This window comes from Klebsiella sp. YJ, assembly GCF_002108615.1.
Classification (GTDB): domain Bacteria; phylum Pseudomonadota; class Gammaproteobacteria; order Enterobacterales; family Enterobacteriaceae; genus Klebsiella; species Klebsiella planticola.
The window spans coordinates 160,527-174,685 of record NZ_MTEG01000014.1 but is presented as its reverse complement, the minus strand read 5'-3'; the positions used below and the strand labels follow the sequence as shown (position 1 = coordinate 174,685).

At 55.2% G+C, this 14,159-nt stretch carries 13 protein-coding genes; 7 read left to right on the top strand and 6 right to left on the bottom strand.

The genetic code is table 11. The features are described from left to right. Positions 1–232 precede the first annotated feature (232 nt). The 3 genes from BV390_RS16390 (at position 233) to cspE (ending at position 2,597) form a co-directional block, all read left to right on the top strand. Positions 233–1,591, top strand: a complete 1,359-nt coding sequence (locus tag BV390_RS16390) for an MFS transporter (protein WP_032696980.1) — start codon at positions 233–235, stop codon at positions 1,589–1,591. Between the two features lie 242 nt (positions 1,592–1,833). Continuing rightward, positions 1,834–2,124 carry an HTH-type transcriptional regulator gene (locus BV390_RS16385; protein WP_032690313.1) on the top strand — a complete coding sequence of 97 codons (291 nt, stop codon included), beginning with the start codon at positions 1,834–1,836 and terminating at the stop codon, positions 2,122–2,124. Between the two features lie 260 nt (positions 2,125–2,384). Beyond that, positions 2,385–2,597: a transcription antiterminator/RNA stability regulator CspE gene (gene cspE / locus BV390_RS16380; RefSeq protein WP_004868803.1), complete on the top strand. Its 213-nt coding sequence runs from the start codon at positions 2,385–2,387 to the stop codon at positions 2,595–2,597. A 101-nt stretch (positions 2,598–2,698) separates the two neighbouring features. On the opposite strand, the gene BV390_RS16375 is transcribed toward cspE, so the two are convergent. Continuing rightward, positions 2,699–4,318, bottom strand: a complete 1,620-nt coding sequence (locus BV390_RS16375) for an ABC-F family ATP-binding cassette domain-containing protein (protein WP_085397115.1) — start codon at positions 4,316–4,318, stop codon at positions 2,699–2,701. Positions 4,319–4,696: 378 nt separating this feature from the next. On the opposite strand from BV390_RS16375, the gene BV390_RS16370 reads away from it, so the two are divergent. Together BV390_RS16370 and BV390_RS16365 are read left to right on the top strand one after the other, a co-directional pair. Continuing rightward, positions 4,697–4,906 (top strand): YdgH/BhsA/McbA-like domain containing protein, encoded by a 210-nt coding sequence (locus tag BV390_RS16370; protein ID WP_032690311.1) that lies wholly within the window; start codon positions 4,697–4,699, stop codon positions 4,904–4,906. 76 nt (positions 4,907–4,982) lie between these two features. Next, positions 4,983–5,171: a hypothetical protein gene (locus BV390_RS16365; protein ID WP_046853345.1), complete on the top strand. Its 189-nt coding sequence runs from the start codon at positions 4,983–4,985 to the stop codon at positions 5,169–5,171. A 97-nt stretch (positions 5,172–5,268) separates the two neighbouring features. Here the strand turns inward: BV390_RS16365 and glyS are convergent, their stop codons facing one another. From glyS to BV390_RS16350, 3 genes are all read right to left on the bottom strand, one after another. After that, the gene (gene glyS, locus BV390_RS16360) at positions 5,269–7,338 is read right to left on the bottom strand and encodes a glycine--tRNA ligase subunit beta (protein WP_085397114.1); all 2,070 of its coding nucleotides are present in this window, start codon (positions 7,336–7,338) and stop codon (positions 5,269–5,271) included. Positions 7,339–7,347: 9 nt separating this feature from the next. After that, positions 7,348–8,259, bottom strand: a complete 912-nt coding sequence (gene glyQ, locus BV390_RS16355) for a glycine--tRNA ligase subunit alpha (protein ID WP_004126458.1) — start codon at positions 8,257–8,259, stop codon at positions 7,348–7,350. A gap of 137 nt (positions 8,260–8,396) precedes the next feature. Then, positions 8,397–8,696, bottom strand: coding sequence for a YsaB family lipoprotein (locus BV390_RS16350; protein ID WP_032690308.1), 300 nt, complete (start codon positions 8,694–8,696; stop codon positions 8,397–8,399). A gap of 185 nt (positions 8,697–8,881) precedes the next feature. On the opposite strand from BV390_RS16350, the gene BV390_RS16345 reads away from it, so the two are divergent. Next, positions 8,882–9,877 (top strand): acyltransferase, encoded by a 996-nt coding sequence (locus tag BV390_RS16345; RefSeq protein WP_064385309.1) that lies wholly within the window; start codon positions 8,882–8,884, stop codon positions 9,875–9,877. A gap of 40 nt (positions 9,878–9,917) precedes the next feature. Here BV390_RS16345 and xylB read toward each other — a convergent pair whose 3' ends face one another. Together xylB and xylA are read right to left on the bottom strand one after the other, a co-directional pair. Continuing rightward, positions 9,918–11,375, bottom strand: coding sequence for a xylulokinase (gene xylB, locus BV390_RS16340; protein WP_085397113.1), 1,458 nt, complete (start codon positions 11,373–11,375; stop codon positions 9,918–9,920). Positions 11,376–11,462: 87 nt separating this feature from the next. Further along, complete coding sequence (gene xylA / locus BV390_RS16335; RefSeq protein WP_032690496.1) at positions 11,463–12,785, bottom strand: xylose isomerase; 1,323 nt, start codon at positions 12,783–12,785, stop codon at positions 11,463–11,465. Between the two features lie 374 nt (positions 12,786–13,159). On the opposite strand from xylA, the gene xylF reads away from it, so the two are divergent. After that, entirely contained in the window at positions 13,160–14,152 is a 993-nt protein-coding gene (gene xylF / locus BV390_RS16330) for a D-xylose ABC transporter substrate-binding protein (RefSeq protein ID WP_032696987.1), read from the top strand. Positions 14,153–14,159 lie beyond the last annotated feature (7 nt).

Here is a 14,159-nt window from a genome sequence, read left to right as displayed (position 1 = left end):
AACAATTTGATTTTATTATAAATAAAATCACTATTGTGGGGCAAACCCGTGAAAGCGAACGATAATCGCACGCTTCCTGGGCCGACTGCGTTGCCTGAAGCCAGGTTCAGTGATTTGATAAATGAGCGATTAACGGCGATACGTTCGATTATCGCACAAATCACATTAACGACAGCGAGGGAGGCGGTAATCGCCCGGCTCCGTCCCCCGCTCTGGCTGCCAGGAATGCTGTATGAATAAGACAACTATCGATATTCAGGCTTTTATCAACGAACATCCGTTTACGAAGTACCAGTGGATGATTCTGGCCCTGTGTTTTATCACCGTCGCGATGGACGGGTTTGATACCGCCATCATCGGTTTTATTGCCTCCGACCTGGTGCAGGAATGGGGCGTGGAAAAATCTGCGTTAGGCCCGGTGATGAGCGCTGCGCTCGTCGGTCTGGCGGTAGGTGCGCTGACCGCAGGCCCGTTGGCCGACCGCATTGGGCGAAAAAAAGTTCTGCTGATGTCGATTGTGGTTTTCGGTAGCTTTAGTCTGTTGACCGCCTTCGCCACCAGCCTGAATCAACTGACGCTGCTGCGTTTTCTGACCGGCCTCGGGCTGGGCGCCGCCATGCCAAACGCAGCCACGCTGATGAGCGAGTATGCGCCGGAACGCCGTCGCGCTTTGCTGGTCAATCTGATGTTCGTCGGGTTCCCGATGGGATCTTCGCTGGGTGGCTTCCTCTCGGCCTGGATGATTCCGCATTACGGCTGGCAAAGCGTGCTGATACTGGGCGGCGTGATGCCTCTGCTGCTTGCCGTCGCGCTGGTGTTCTTACTGCCGGAATCGGCGCGCTATCTGGTGGTCAAGCGCCAGCCATCGCAGCGTATTGCCACCATTCTGCGTCGTATTGCCCCGCTGCCTGAACAGGTTGAATTCGAGCTGCGCGAAGCCGGACAGGTGAAAGACAAATCGGCCCTTGCGGTTATTTTCTCCCCCCGTTATCTCGTCGGTACCGTGATGCTGTGCATGACCTACTTTCTGGGGCTGCTGATTTTCTATTTATTGACCAGTTGGCTTCCGCTGCTGATTCGCGAAACCGGCGCGTCAATGAGCCAGGCGTCGATTATCACCGCGCTGTTCCCCCTGGGCGGCGGCATCGGGGTGCTGATCCTCGGCGCCCTGATGGACAAAATTAACCCCAATAAAGTGGTCGCCGTAGGCTGGCTGTTGACCGGCGTGTTCGTCTTTCTGGTCGGCTTCTCAACCAACAACCTGGTGTTAATGGGCGTGATGGTCTTTATTGCCGGCAGCATTATGAACGGCGCGCAATCATCCATGCCGGCCCTGGCCGCCGGATTTTATCCCACCCAGGGCCGGGCGACCGGCGTTGCCTGGATGCTGGGTATCGGCCGGTTTGGCGGGATCCTTGGCGCCTTCAGCGGAGCCTTCCTGATGCAGGCGCAGCTCTCCTTCGTGACCATCTTTACCTTGTTGTCGATCCCGGCGTTTTTATCCGCCATCGCGCTGCTGGTGAAATATAAAACCAGCAAGAGCCAGCCGATATCTGCGCAGACGAAAGCCGATAATATGCAAAAAGCCTGACCCTCAGGCCAGCGGGCAACCGCTGGCCTGGCGGATTTATTCGCCGTTTACAAAAGTTTTCCATTGCGACACGTCTGATGATTAATCATCACCTTATCTGCCGTTTTCACCGCCGAATACCCGTTAAGACGATAGGCTGTCTGCACATAATCACTCCCGTGACTATTCTTTGCGTTTTTTCTGACTATTCTTAATAGGCTTCACTAAATATCTCTTTTGCTGTGTGACAGAAGGAGTTCTCTATGGAATATAAAGATCCCGTGTTTGAACTGCTTAGCAGCCTGGAACAAATTGTTTTTAAAGATATTTCTCAAACGATCGCCCAGCCTCGTAAGCAGACCGCATTTAGCGAGTTTGAACAGCTTCGCAAAGGCACTGGCCTGAAAATTGATGATTTTGCCAATGCCATGGGCGTCAGCGTGGCGATGGTACAAGAGTGGGAGTCGAGACGGGTGAAGCCGTCATCCACGGAGCTCAAATTAATGCGCCTGATTCAGGCAAACCCACAGCTTTCAAGGCAGCTTATCGACTAAAGTTCTATAATAAGAATCAGGTCTGGTTACGGTCCTGTATCGGGACCGTTTTTATTTCTGTGAAAAAAGGTTTGCTATCGCACCGCAAAAATGAGTTAATGCTCGCAGGTTTGATGTACAGACCACAGAGCATTAGTATAGAGTAGTCCTTGAGCGGTTATCATAGATACCCCGGTAGTGAACTTTCCCTTTATAGCTTCAAATCTGTAGTCCAGACCGTATCGCCGAAAGGTTCATTTATTATTTAAAGGTATTTCGCTATGTCCGGTAAAATGACTGGTATCGTAAAATGGTTCAACGCTGACAAAGGCTTCGGCTTCATCACTCCTGATGACGGTTCTAAAGATGTATTCGTACACTTCTCCGCTATCATGAACGATGGCTACAAATCTCTGGATGAAGGTCAGAAAGTTTCCTTCACCATCGAAAGCGGCGCTAAAGGCCCGGCAGCTGGCAACGTAACCAGCCTGTAAGCTTAAATTAAGCTCAGAATTTAAGATCCCTGCCTCGCGGCGGGGATTTTTTTTATCTGATAATAAAGAACCGCCGCTCATCAGAGGGCGGTTTTTTGTCTTCAAAGCGCTGAGAAATGCCAGCCATTCTCCTGCCACGTCAGAGAGTGGGTCAGCCGCAGTCCGCGCAGAAAATCCTCATCATGAGAGACGACAATCATCGCGCCAGGAAAGGTGGCTAAAGCCGACTCAATGGCCCGAACGGAAGCCAAATCAAGATGATTTGTCGGCTCATCCAGCAGCAGAAGCTGCGCCGCTTCACGCCGCCACAGCACGCAGGCCAGCGCGGCTTTAAGCCGTTCGCCGCCGCTTAAAGCCGACAGCGGCAGATTAATTTTATCCGCGCCCAGCTGCAGCCGGGCAAGACGGCTGCGTAATACCCCCGCCTCCAGCGGGGTATCATCAAGATTCAGGTGCGCCATGACCGACAGCGACAGGTCCAGCTGCGTGAGATGCTGATCCAGCCAGGCCGCATGCACCGACATCCGACACTCGCCGGATAGCGGCGATTCCAGACCGATCAACGTTTTCAGCAGCGTGGTTTTCCCACAGCCGTTGGGGCCACGCAACGCCACGCGCAGCGGCCCGTCAAGACGCCAGTCGAGTGGCGGCATGGCAGAGAATGCCAGCTGCAAAGCCTCGAGGACCAACACCTGTTTGCCAGCGGCAACCTGGCTTCCCGGCAGAGTGAACATCACCGCAGCGTCCTCCTCCACCCGCTCACGGGCCTGAACCACCGCGGCATTTAGCGCACTATTTTGCTCCCGGTGCTGGCGATGCAGTGCGCCAGGCCGCTCCTTCGCCGCCCCTTTATATTTTACCCGTTCAAAAGAGGCGATATTCAGCGTATCCACCACGCGCAGCGTCTGAGCAGAACGTCTCTGGCTGGCATCGTGTTCTTTTTGCATCCGCGCACGCGTGCGACGACGCTCGGTAGCGGCATGGTCTAACGCCGCGCGCGCCGCCTGCTGCTCCGCATCGCGCTGCTGTTGGTAATCGGCATAGTTACCGCCGTAGCTTCGCAACGCACCGGGCGTCAGTTCGAGTATGCGCGACATGCGGGCCAACAGCGCGCGATCGTGGCTGGCTATCAACGCTCCGCCGGACCAGCATTCAAGCTGGTGATACAGCCAGTCGCGCCCCTGCCTGTCGAGGTGATTGGTTGGCTCATCCAGCAGCAGGTAATCGGCCGCGGAGAGAAAGGCGCCGCACAGCAGAGCCTTCACCCGCTCCCCGCCGCTCAATGATGATGCGGGTCGGTCAGGCTCGAAATCCGCTAAACCGGCCTGGCGGAAACCTGCGCTCAGGCGATCCGGGAGATCCCAGAAACCTTCGAGGCAATCGACATCGTCAGCCAGAGCCTCACCGCGCCCGAGGCGCTGCAAGGCAGCAAAGTGTGGTCCGTAGCCCAGCAGTGCGGCCAGCGTGGTCTGCGGGGTTATCGTCTGCTGCTGAGCAACACAGGCCAGAGAAACAGGCCGTTCGATATGGCCACCAGAAGGCGCATCGATACCGGCCAGCAGGCGCAGAAGGCGGGTTTTCCCGACGCCATTCCGTCCGACCAGGCCACAGAGGGAATTTTCCAGCGAGATATTCAACGGGCCAAAAAGCGTTTCTCCCGTCGCAAACTGACAGGTGACCTGATGCAAAATAAAAGAGGGGGATTGGGCACAATGGGCCATAAGCACTCCTGAATGAAATTCATACTTCCCCTACAGACGCAGTGCGCCAGCAAGGACCGAATTCAGCAGGTGTGTTTATCCATGTTCAGTGTGCTCTCTGTGAGACGAGGGGTTCGTCGGGGCACAGGATAGCCATACTCACCCCTTCATTTCAAGATTATTTTTTCAGCAAATGCGTTCGGGCTGCGCGGCTCTCCCGCAGCAGGAACGTCAAACGGCCTCGAAATCACCCCGTTTTGCACGCTTAATTTTCATTCTGTTTTTTTGAATGAGATGCGCAAATTGTTCCAATTTTAATCGATCGATAATCGTCCTATTATTTATCACATCAGAGCAACAACGCTCTATACCAAACAAAAACACTTAAGGAATACGACCATGAAATCCATCAAAACTTTCGTTGCAGTTTCTGCCCTTTCTCTGATGTCTTTCGGTGCTTTCGCACAGAGCGTCAGCGCCACCGCCTCCACGCTGGATCGCGCTGAAGCAAAAATTGCCGCCCAGGCCGCAGAACAAGGTGCCTCTTATAAAATTACCAGCGCCCAGTTCAACAACCGCGTGCACATGACCGCCGAACTGACCAAATAACGCAATCTGCTCTTGCCGGGCCGCCGGTGGTTAACCAGACAGGCGACAACGACAACACGATGAAAAGGAAGATAAAATGAAAAATCTCAGCGTGATCGCTGCCCTGTTTCTGGCCGCTTCATTGTCATCCGGCGCCATCGCCGCAGAGCAGCGTCCCGCGCAACCAGAAGCCGGTTCCAGTATGGATACCTCAGTGCATCAGAACCGTATTAACGTCAGCCACGCTTTTGATAAAGAGAGTCTGACCGCGGGGAATTTGCAGTAAATCTGGCCGCCGAAAAGCGTCAGGGGGGCGAGAGAGTCGCCTACCGCCATAAAAAAACCTGCCCTGGGGCAGGTTTTTTGTTATGCAAAACAGGCGATTATTGCAGCAGGGAAATATCCGCCACCTGCAGGAACAGGTCACGCAGTTTCGACAGCAGCGTCAGACGGTTGATACGGACTTCTTTATCTTCCGCATTCACCATCACGTTTTCGAAGAACTCATCTACCGGTTCGCGCAGGGAAGCCAGTTCGATCAGCGCTTCCTGATAACGGCCTTCGGCGAAGAACGGCTGCAGTTTGTCGCGCAGCACGACCAGATGGGTCGCCAGCTTGATCTCTGCGGCTTCTTTTAGCACGGAGGCGTGAACGGCATCATTCAACGTCTCTTCGGATTTCGCCAGGATATTAGATACGCGCTTGTTGGCAGCTGCCAGCGCGGCCGCTTCTTCCAGAGTGCGGAAGTGAGACACCGCTTTCATGCGCGCGTCGAAATCCGCCGGACGAGTCGGACGACGCGCCAGTACCGCCTGGATGGAGTCGACCGTGTAGCCTTCATCCTGATACCAGGCGCGGAAGCGACCAAGCATGAAGTCAATGACGTCATCAACTACGTTGGCGTTAGTCAGCTTATCACCATACAGACGCGCCGCTTCTTCGGTCAGCGTTTGCAGGTCCAGGTTCAGGTTCTTCTCAACGATGATGCGCAGTACGCCGAGCGCGGCACGACGCAGCGCAAACGGGTCTTTATCGCCCTTCGGATGCTGACCGATACCGAAGATGCCCGCGAGGGTATCCATCTTATCGGCAATCGCTACGGCACAGGCCACCGGGTTGGACGGCAGATCGTCACCGGCAAAGCGCGGCTGATACTGCTCGTTCAGCGCCACCGCAACATCTTCGGCTTCACCATCGTGACGCGCATAGTGCATGCCCATGATGCCCTGGGTGTCGGTAAACTCGAACACCATGTTGGTCATCAGGTCACACTTGGAAAGCAGGCCCGCACGCGTTGCGTGGTTAACGTCAGCGCCAATTTGACCAGCAATCCAGCCCGCCAGCGCCTGAATACGGTCAGTCTTGTCGCGCAGCGTACCCAGCTGCTGCTGGAACAGCACGGTTTGCAGACGCGGCAGATGATCTTCCAGACGCTTTTTACGGTCGGTGTTGAAGAAGAACTCGGCATCCGCCAGACGCGGGCGCACCACTTTTTCGTTCCCGGAGATAATCTGCAGCGGATCTTTCGACTCAATGTTGGTAACGAAAATAAAGTTCGGCAGCAGTTTGCCGTCGTTGCCGTAGACCGGGAAGTATTTCTGGTCGCCTTTCATGGTGTAGACCAGCGCTTCCGCAGGGACCGCGAGGAATTTCTCTTCGAATTTCGCGGTCAGCACTACCGGCCATTCAACCAGAGAGGCCACTTCTTCCAGCAGGCTTTCGCTCAGATCGGCGTTGCCGCCAATTTTGCGCGCCGCTTCTTCGGCATCGGCTTTAATTTTGGCTTTACGCTGCTCGTAGTCAGCAATAACTTTGCCGCGCTCCAGCAGAATTTGCGGGTACTGGTCGGCGTTATCGATGGTGAATTCCGGCTCGCCCATAAAGCGATGGCCGCGAATCACGCGATCGGAGGCAATGCCCAGAATGGTTGCCGGGACGACTTTATCGCCAAGCAGCAGGGTCACGGTGTGAACCGGACGCACGAACTGCACGTCGGAGGCGCCCCAGCGCATCAGTTTCGGGATCGGCAGTTTTGCCAGGGACGTGGCCACCATGTTCGGCAACAGCGCTTCTGCGCTTTCGCCTTTGACATGGGCGCGATACAGCAGCCATTCGCCTTTGTCGGTGACCATGCGCTCGGCCTGGTCAACGGTGATGCCGCAGCCGCGCGCCCAGCCTTCGGCCGCTTTGCTCGGTTTGCCTTCCGCGTCGAACGCGGCAGAAACCGCCGGGCCGCGTTTTTCAACTTCGCGATCGGGCTGCGCCGCCGCCAGGTTAGCGACTTTCAGCGCCAGACGGCGCGGAGCAGCGAACCACTCGACGTTGCCGTGAGCGAGGCCAGCGTTATCCAGCTCCGCGGTAAAGTTCGCAGCAAAAGATTCCGCCAGGCTGCGCAGGGCTTTTGGTGGCAGCTCTTCGGTGCCGATTTCCACCAGGAAAGTTTTTTCAGACATGGCCGCCTCTTATTTATTCTTGTTGCACATCGGGAAGCCCAGGGCTTCACGGGAAGCGTAGTACGCTTCTGCCACGGCTTTGGTCAGGGTGCGAATGCGCAGAATGTAGCGCTGACGCTCGGTGACGGAGATGGCTTTACGCGCGTCCAGCAGGTTGAAGCTGTGGGCGGCTTTCAGAATGCGCTCGTAGGCAGGCAGCGGCAGCGGGTTTTCCAGCGCCAGCAGCTGCTGCGCTTCTTTCTCATACTGCTCGAAGCAGGAGAACAGGAAGTCGACGTCTGCGTATTCAAAGTTATAGGTAGACTGCTCCACTTCGTTCTGATGGAACACGTCGCCGTAGGTGGTTTTACCCAGCGGACCGTCGCTCCAGACCAGGTCGTAAACGCTGTCAACGCCCTGAATGTACATCGCCAGTCGTTCCAGACCGTAGGTGATCTCGCCGGTCACCGGCTTACACTCCAGACCGCCGACCTGCTGGAAGTAGGTGAACTGCGTCACTTCCATCCCGTTCAGCCACACTTCCCAGCCCAGACCCCAGGCACCCAGCGTCGGGTTTTCCCAGTTGTCTTCCACGAAGCGGATGTCGTGAATCGTCGGATCCATACCCAGCTCTTTCAAAGACCCGAGGTACAGCTCCTGAATGTTGTCCGGCGATGGCTTAATGACCACCTGGAACTGATAGTAGTGCTGTAAGCGGTTCGGGTTTTCGCCGTAGCGGCCGTCAGTCGGGCGACGGGAAGGCTGAACATAGGCAGTCGCCATCGGCTCAGGCCCCAGCGCACGCAGACAGGTCATTGGATGAGAGGTGCCGGCGCCAACTTCCATGTCCAGTGGTTGAACAATGGTGCAGCCCTGACGAGCCCAGTAATCCTGTAAGGTCAGGATCAGGCCCTGGAAGGTCCTGGTATCAAACTTTTGCATATTATTTCGTGCTGGATACGTGTGGATTTAAAGGAAGGGATCAGTATACCCGCTGGCTGCGAGATATACAGTACGAAACGGCGCTGTTTAAATAAAATTGCCGAAATTAACGCCATCACGCGGCATCAGGGGCCGATTTAGCGCATAGAAAGATGTAAAAACTGACCATCTGGATCGAAAGAACAGATAAAGCGCTCATTCTGCGATGTCAGACCCGACAGCTCGTAGCTCCCCTGGAACTGCTCGAAGTGGCTGACGTCCACCATACGGGGCCCCGTGCTGTAGCGTTTTGCCGCCTGATCCTTGCACAGTTGCTCCATGTTCAGGGTAATTTGCGGCGTAATCCGGGCACGTTGCGCTTTCTGTACCGGCTGAGGCGGCTGTTGGCTGCAGCCCGCCAGCAGGAGCAATAACAGTCCAGAAAAGAAATATTTCATCACTATTTTCCTCAACCGCCTTGTTAGCAAATTGTTATCGTGCAGGTTACGTGAAATTACCGGGGCATTGTGCGAATCTCTCCGCATCTCTACAAGAGCGTCGCGATAAACTCGGAATTTTCCATTGCGATATGGCCGGTCAGGAGGAGTCAGACCCTCTTTAAGCAGGAGCAACTGAGGTATCGATGCAGGAAAAAATAAACTGGATAACAAGTTTGCGCGGCATCGCATGCCTGATGGTGGTGATGATTCACAGCACAACCTGGTATATCACCCACCCTCACTCCATCAGCTTACTGGACTGGGATATCGCCAACCTGCTTAATTCGGCTTCTCGCGTCAGCGTCCCGCTGTTTTTCATGATGTCCGGCTATCTGTTTTTCGGTGAGCGCAGCGCCCAACCGCGACATTTTCTGCGGATCGTACTGTGCGTGGCGTTTTACAGCGCCCTGTCCCTGCTTTACATCACGCTGTTCACCCATATCAATGTGGTGCTGTCGCTGAAACATTTGCTGCAAAAGCCGGTGTTCTACCATCTGTGGTTTTTCTTCGCGATTATCGTCATTTACCTGCTCTCGCCGTTGCTGCAGGTTAAGCAGGTCAGCGGCAAGATGCTGTTGATTCTGATGCTGGTAATTGGTCTTCTGGCCAACCCCAACATGGTGTCGGTCAAGGCCGGCGGCATCGAATGGCTACCGCTCAATCTCTATATCAACGGCGATACGTTTTACTATGTCCTGTATGGCGTGCTGGGGCGGGCGATCGGCATGATGGATACCGATAAAAAGTGGCTCACGCTGCTGTGCGCCGCGCTTTTCGCTACCGCAGTGTGGATTATTTCCCGCGGGACATTGCACGAGCTGAAGTGGCGCGGCGACTTCGGCGATACCTGGTACTTGTATTGCGGCCCGGCGGTGTTTGTCTGCGCGATAACCCTGCTCACGCTGGTGAAGAATACCCTTAACACACGCCCGGTCCCTGCCCTGACGCTGATTGCGCGCCATTCACTGGGGATCTACGGATTTCATGCCCTGATTATTCATGCGTTACGGGCCAGCGGGCTGGAGCTGACGCGCTGGCCGCTGCTGGATATCTTCTGGATATTCGGCGCAGCGTTGGGGGGCAGCCTGCTGCTGTCGACGCTGGTGCAGCGCCTGGATAGCCGACGCCTGGTCAGCTAGCGCGGCGTAAAAGTTAACCCGCCCCATTCGGGGCGGATGTTTATGACGACATCAGAGGTAGAAGCTGCTGATAAATCTGGCGGAACGTTTCGCGGCGCGGCGCATAGTGAGCAACACGCCCGGCATCCGGTCGATGGGCCTGTTCCAGCGGCAGCTGCGGCAGCAGATCTGAAAAAGCCGCCTCTTTATGCTGCGTCAGCTGCGCTAACCGGGCGGCCCCAAGCGCAGGCCCAACGTCGCCACCGGTACGGTAATCCAGCTGCTGGCCACTGATATCAGCCAGCATCTGCCGCCACCAGGCGCTGCGCGCGCCGCCGCCAATCAGAGTGATGCTCTCCGGCGTCACGCCGCAGGCATGCACCACATCCATCCCATCGGCTAATGCGTAACCCACCCCTTCCAGTACCGCACGCGCCAGTTCTGCCGGGCCGTGCTGATGCGTCAGGCCAAAAAAGACGCCTTTAGCATGAGGGTTGTTATGCGGCGTGCGCTCGCCGGAAAGATAGGGCAAAAACCAGATGGGATCGGCATTTTCACGCGCCGATTCCGCCGCCGCCAGCAGCGCAGGAACCGTGCCGAGGCCGGTCAGTTTTGCCGCCCAGTCGAGGCAAGAAGCGGCGCTCAACATCACCGACATCAAATGCCAGCGTCCCGGCAGGGCGTGGCAAAAGCTGTGTACAGCGCTTTCCGGTTTGCTGAGAAACCCGTTGCTGACGGCAAAATAGACCCCGGAGGTTCCCAGGGACAGCATCGCCTGCCCGGCATCCGCCATGCCGACGCCTACCGCACCGGCAGCGTTATCGCCGCCGCCAGCGACCACCAGCGCCTGCGGCATATTCCACGCCTGGGCAATAGCGGGACGCAGCGTTCCCGTCACTTCACAGCCTTCAAATAACGCCGGCATGTTATCGCGGCTCAGGCCGCAAGCGGCGAGCAGCTCATCGCTCCAGTCGCGTTTGGCCACATCCAGCCACATCGTCCCGGCGGCGTCCGACATATCGCTGGCAAATTCACCGGTCATGCGCAGGCGGAGATAATCTTTCGGCAACAGCACCTTATCCACCTGGCGGAAGATATCAGGCTCATGGTGCTGGACCCAGAGCAATTTTGGCGCCGTAAACCCCGGCATCATCAGGTTACCGGCAATTTGCCGCGAGCGGCTTACCGCTTTTTCCAGCTGGACACACTCGTCGCCGCTGCGGCCGTCATTCCACAAAATAGCCGGGCGCAGCACGCGTTGTTGCTTATCCAGCAACGTTGCGCCGTGCATCTGCCCGGCGATCCCCACCGCTTTTACATCGCGCAGCGCGTGCTGTTCAGCCAACGCTTTCATTGCGCGGTCCGTCGCCTGCCACCAGTGCTCGGGGTCTTGCTCGGACCATAGCGGGTGTGGGCGCGATACGGTGAGGGGCGCAGTGTGCGAAGCCAGCACCTCACCTTGCTCATTGAGCAAAATGGCCTTGACGCCCGAGGTGCCCAAATCAATCCCGATGTACATACGGTCTCTCCTTAACAGTGCGCCACGGCTAACCGTGGCGCAAGAAAGCGTGCTCTCACTCATACCCGGCGGCGCCGGGTAGCCTTATTACTTATCAAAGAGATAATGGTTAACCAGGTTTTCCAGCTGCTCCTGATGGCCGCTCTGGTGCTGGGGAGCCAGATTATGCTGCGCCGCGTACTGTGCAATCTCCGTCAGCGTCATCTGCCCTTTCAGGATTTGCTGCCCCAGGTCGCCATTCCAGCCGGCATAGCGTTTCGCGACCCGCTTATCCAGCTCGCCCTCTTCGATCATACGGGCCGCCACTTTCAGCGACAGCGCCATCGTATCCATCGCCCCAATATGACCATAGAACAGATCGTATTTATCGGTGCTCTGACGACGAACTTTGGCATCAAAATTCAGGCCGCCGGTGGTAAAGCCACCTGCTTTAAGAATTTCATACATCACCAGGGCATTCTCTTCCACGCTGTTCGGGAACTGATCGGTATCCCAGCCCAACTGCGGGTCGCCGCGGTTGGCATCCACGGAGCCGAACAGACCCAGCGCAATGGCGGTCGCAATCTCATGGTGGAAAGAGTGTCCGGCCAGGGTCGCATGGTTCGCTTCGATATTCAGTTTGATCTCTTTTTCGAGACCAAACTGCTTGAGGAAACCATAGACGGTAGAGGCGTCATAATCGTACTGATGTTTGGTCGGCTCCTGCGGTTTTGGCTCAATCAGCAGCGTGCCCTGGAAGCCGATTTTATGTTTGTGCTCCACCACCAGCTGCATAAAGCGGCCAATTTGCTCACGCTCCTGGCGCAGATCGGTATTGAGCAGGGTTTCGTAGCCTTCGCGGCCGCCCCACAGGACATAGTTTTCCCCGCCCAGTTTGTGTGTGGCATTCATGGCGGTCACTACCTGAGTCGCCGCCCAGCTGAAAACCTCCGGATCCGGATTGGTCGCCGCCCCTGCGCCGTAACGCGGGTTGGTAAAGCAGTTTGCCGTCCCCCACAGCAGCTTCACGCCGCTCTGTTCTTGCTTCGCCGCCAGTACGTCAACCATCCGGGCAAAATTGTCCAGATACTCCTTCAACGATGCCCCTTCCGGAGAGACATCCACATCATGGAAGCAGTAGTACGGCACATTCAGCTTATGGAAAAATTCAAAGGCGACATCGGCTTTACGTTTCGCCATTTCCAGCGCGTCGCCCGGCTGCTGCCACGGACGATTGAAGGAGCCCACGCCAAACATATCTGCCCCGTTCCAGCAGAAGGTGTGCCAGTAGCAGGCGGCAAACCGCAGATGCTCTTCCATGCGCTTGCCCAGCACCATCTCGTCCGGGTTATAGTGACGGAACGCGAGCGGGTTGGTGGTTTTTGGGCCTTCATAACGAACGCGATCAAGTTGATCGAAATAGGTTTGCATAATGAACTCCATATTCAGGGATGCGGCGGATAACAAGTCATAAGCCAATATAGAATTCATGTTTTGCTTTCCTCAATTACGTTATTTCACACCGCGATTGAGAGAATCCACAAACGTGCGCCAGATCGCACAACTGAATATTATCAACGGCCTCCCCACCTTCGTTTCAATGACATATCAATGATATAGCTATTTTATTTATTTTTAAAAACCAGATCGCGGTCATAAATCAGAAAACAAACTAAATTTCGTAATCCCAAAATAAGCACAGATAATTGCCAGTCTTCCTTTAGCTGTTAAGAATCTACTACGTATCAGGCCGTTTCTTTACCCCGTTCGTCTTATCCTGCACTTTACAAAAAAGGCTGATTATTATGAAGATAAAGAACCTTTGCCTCACGCTCTGTGCTTCGCTCCTGCTGACCAGTATGGCGGGGATGGCGAAAGAAGTTAAGATTGGTATGGCCATTGACGATCTCCGCCTTGAGCGCTGGCAGAAAGACCGTGATATATTTGTCAACAAAGCCGAATCATTAGGTGCCAAAGTATTTGTTCAGTCCGCCAATGGTAATGAAGAAACACAAATGTCGCAAATTGAAAATATGATAAACCGCGGCGTTGATGTTCTGGTTATTATTCCCTACAACGGTCAGGTCTTAAGCAATGTGATTAAAGAAGCCAAACAGGAAGGCATTAAAGTTCTGGCCTATGATCGCATGATCAACAACGCAGATATTGATTTCTATATTTCCTTTGATAATGAAAAAGTGGGCGAAATGCAGGCCCAAAGTCTGGTGGCTAAAACTCCTCAGGGAAATTACTTTCTGATGGGGGGTTCTCCGGTGGATAATAACGCCAAGCTGTTCCGTGCCGGACAAATGAAAGTCCTCAAGCCTTATATCGACGAAGGTAAAATTAAGATCGTTGGCGACCAGTGGGTTGACGGCTGGCTGCCGGAAAATGCATTAAAAATTATGGAGAACGCCCTCACCGCTAACAATAACAAAATCGACGCGGTTGTCGCTTCTAACGATGCCACCGCCGGCGGCGCGATTCAGGCATTAAGCGCGCAGGGTCTGGCGGGGAAAGTCGCCATTTCCGGCCAGGATGCCGACCTTGCTGGCGTCAAGCGCATTATTTCCGGCACGCAGACCATGACCGTCTATAAGCCGATTACCACCCTTGCCACTACCGCCGCTGAAATTGCCGTCGAGCTCGGCAATGATAAAGCGCCGCATGCTGATACCACGTTGAATAACGGACTTAAAGATGTCCCGTCCCGCCTGCTCACCCCGATCGAAGTGAATAAAGACAATATTGAACAGACGGTCATCAAAGACGGTTTCCACAAAAAGAGCGAATTATAATTCCTGA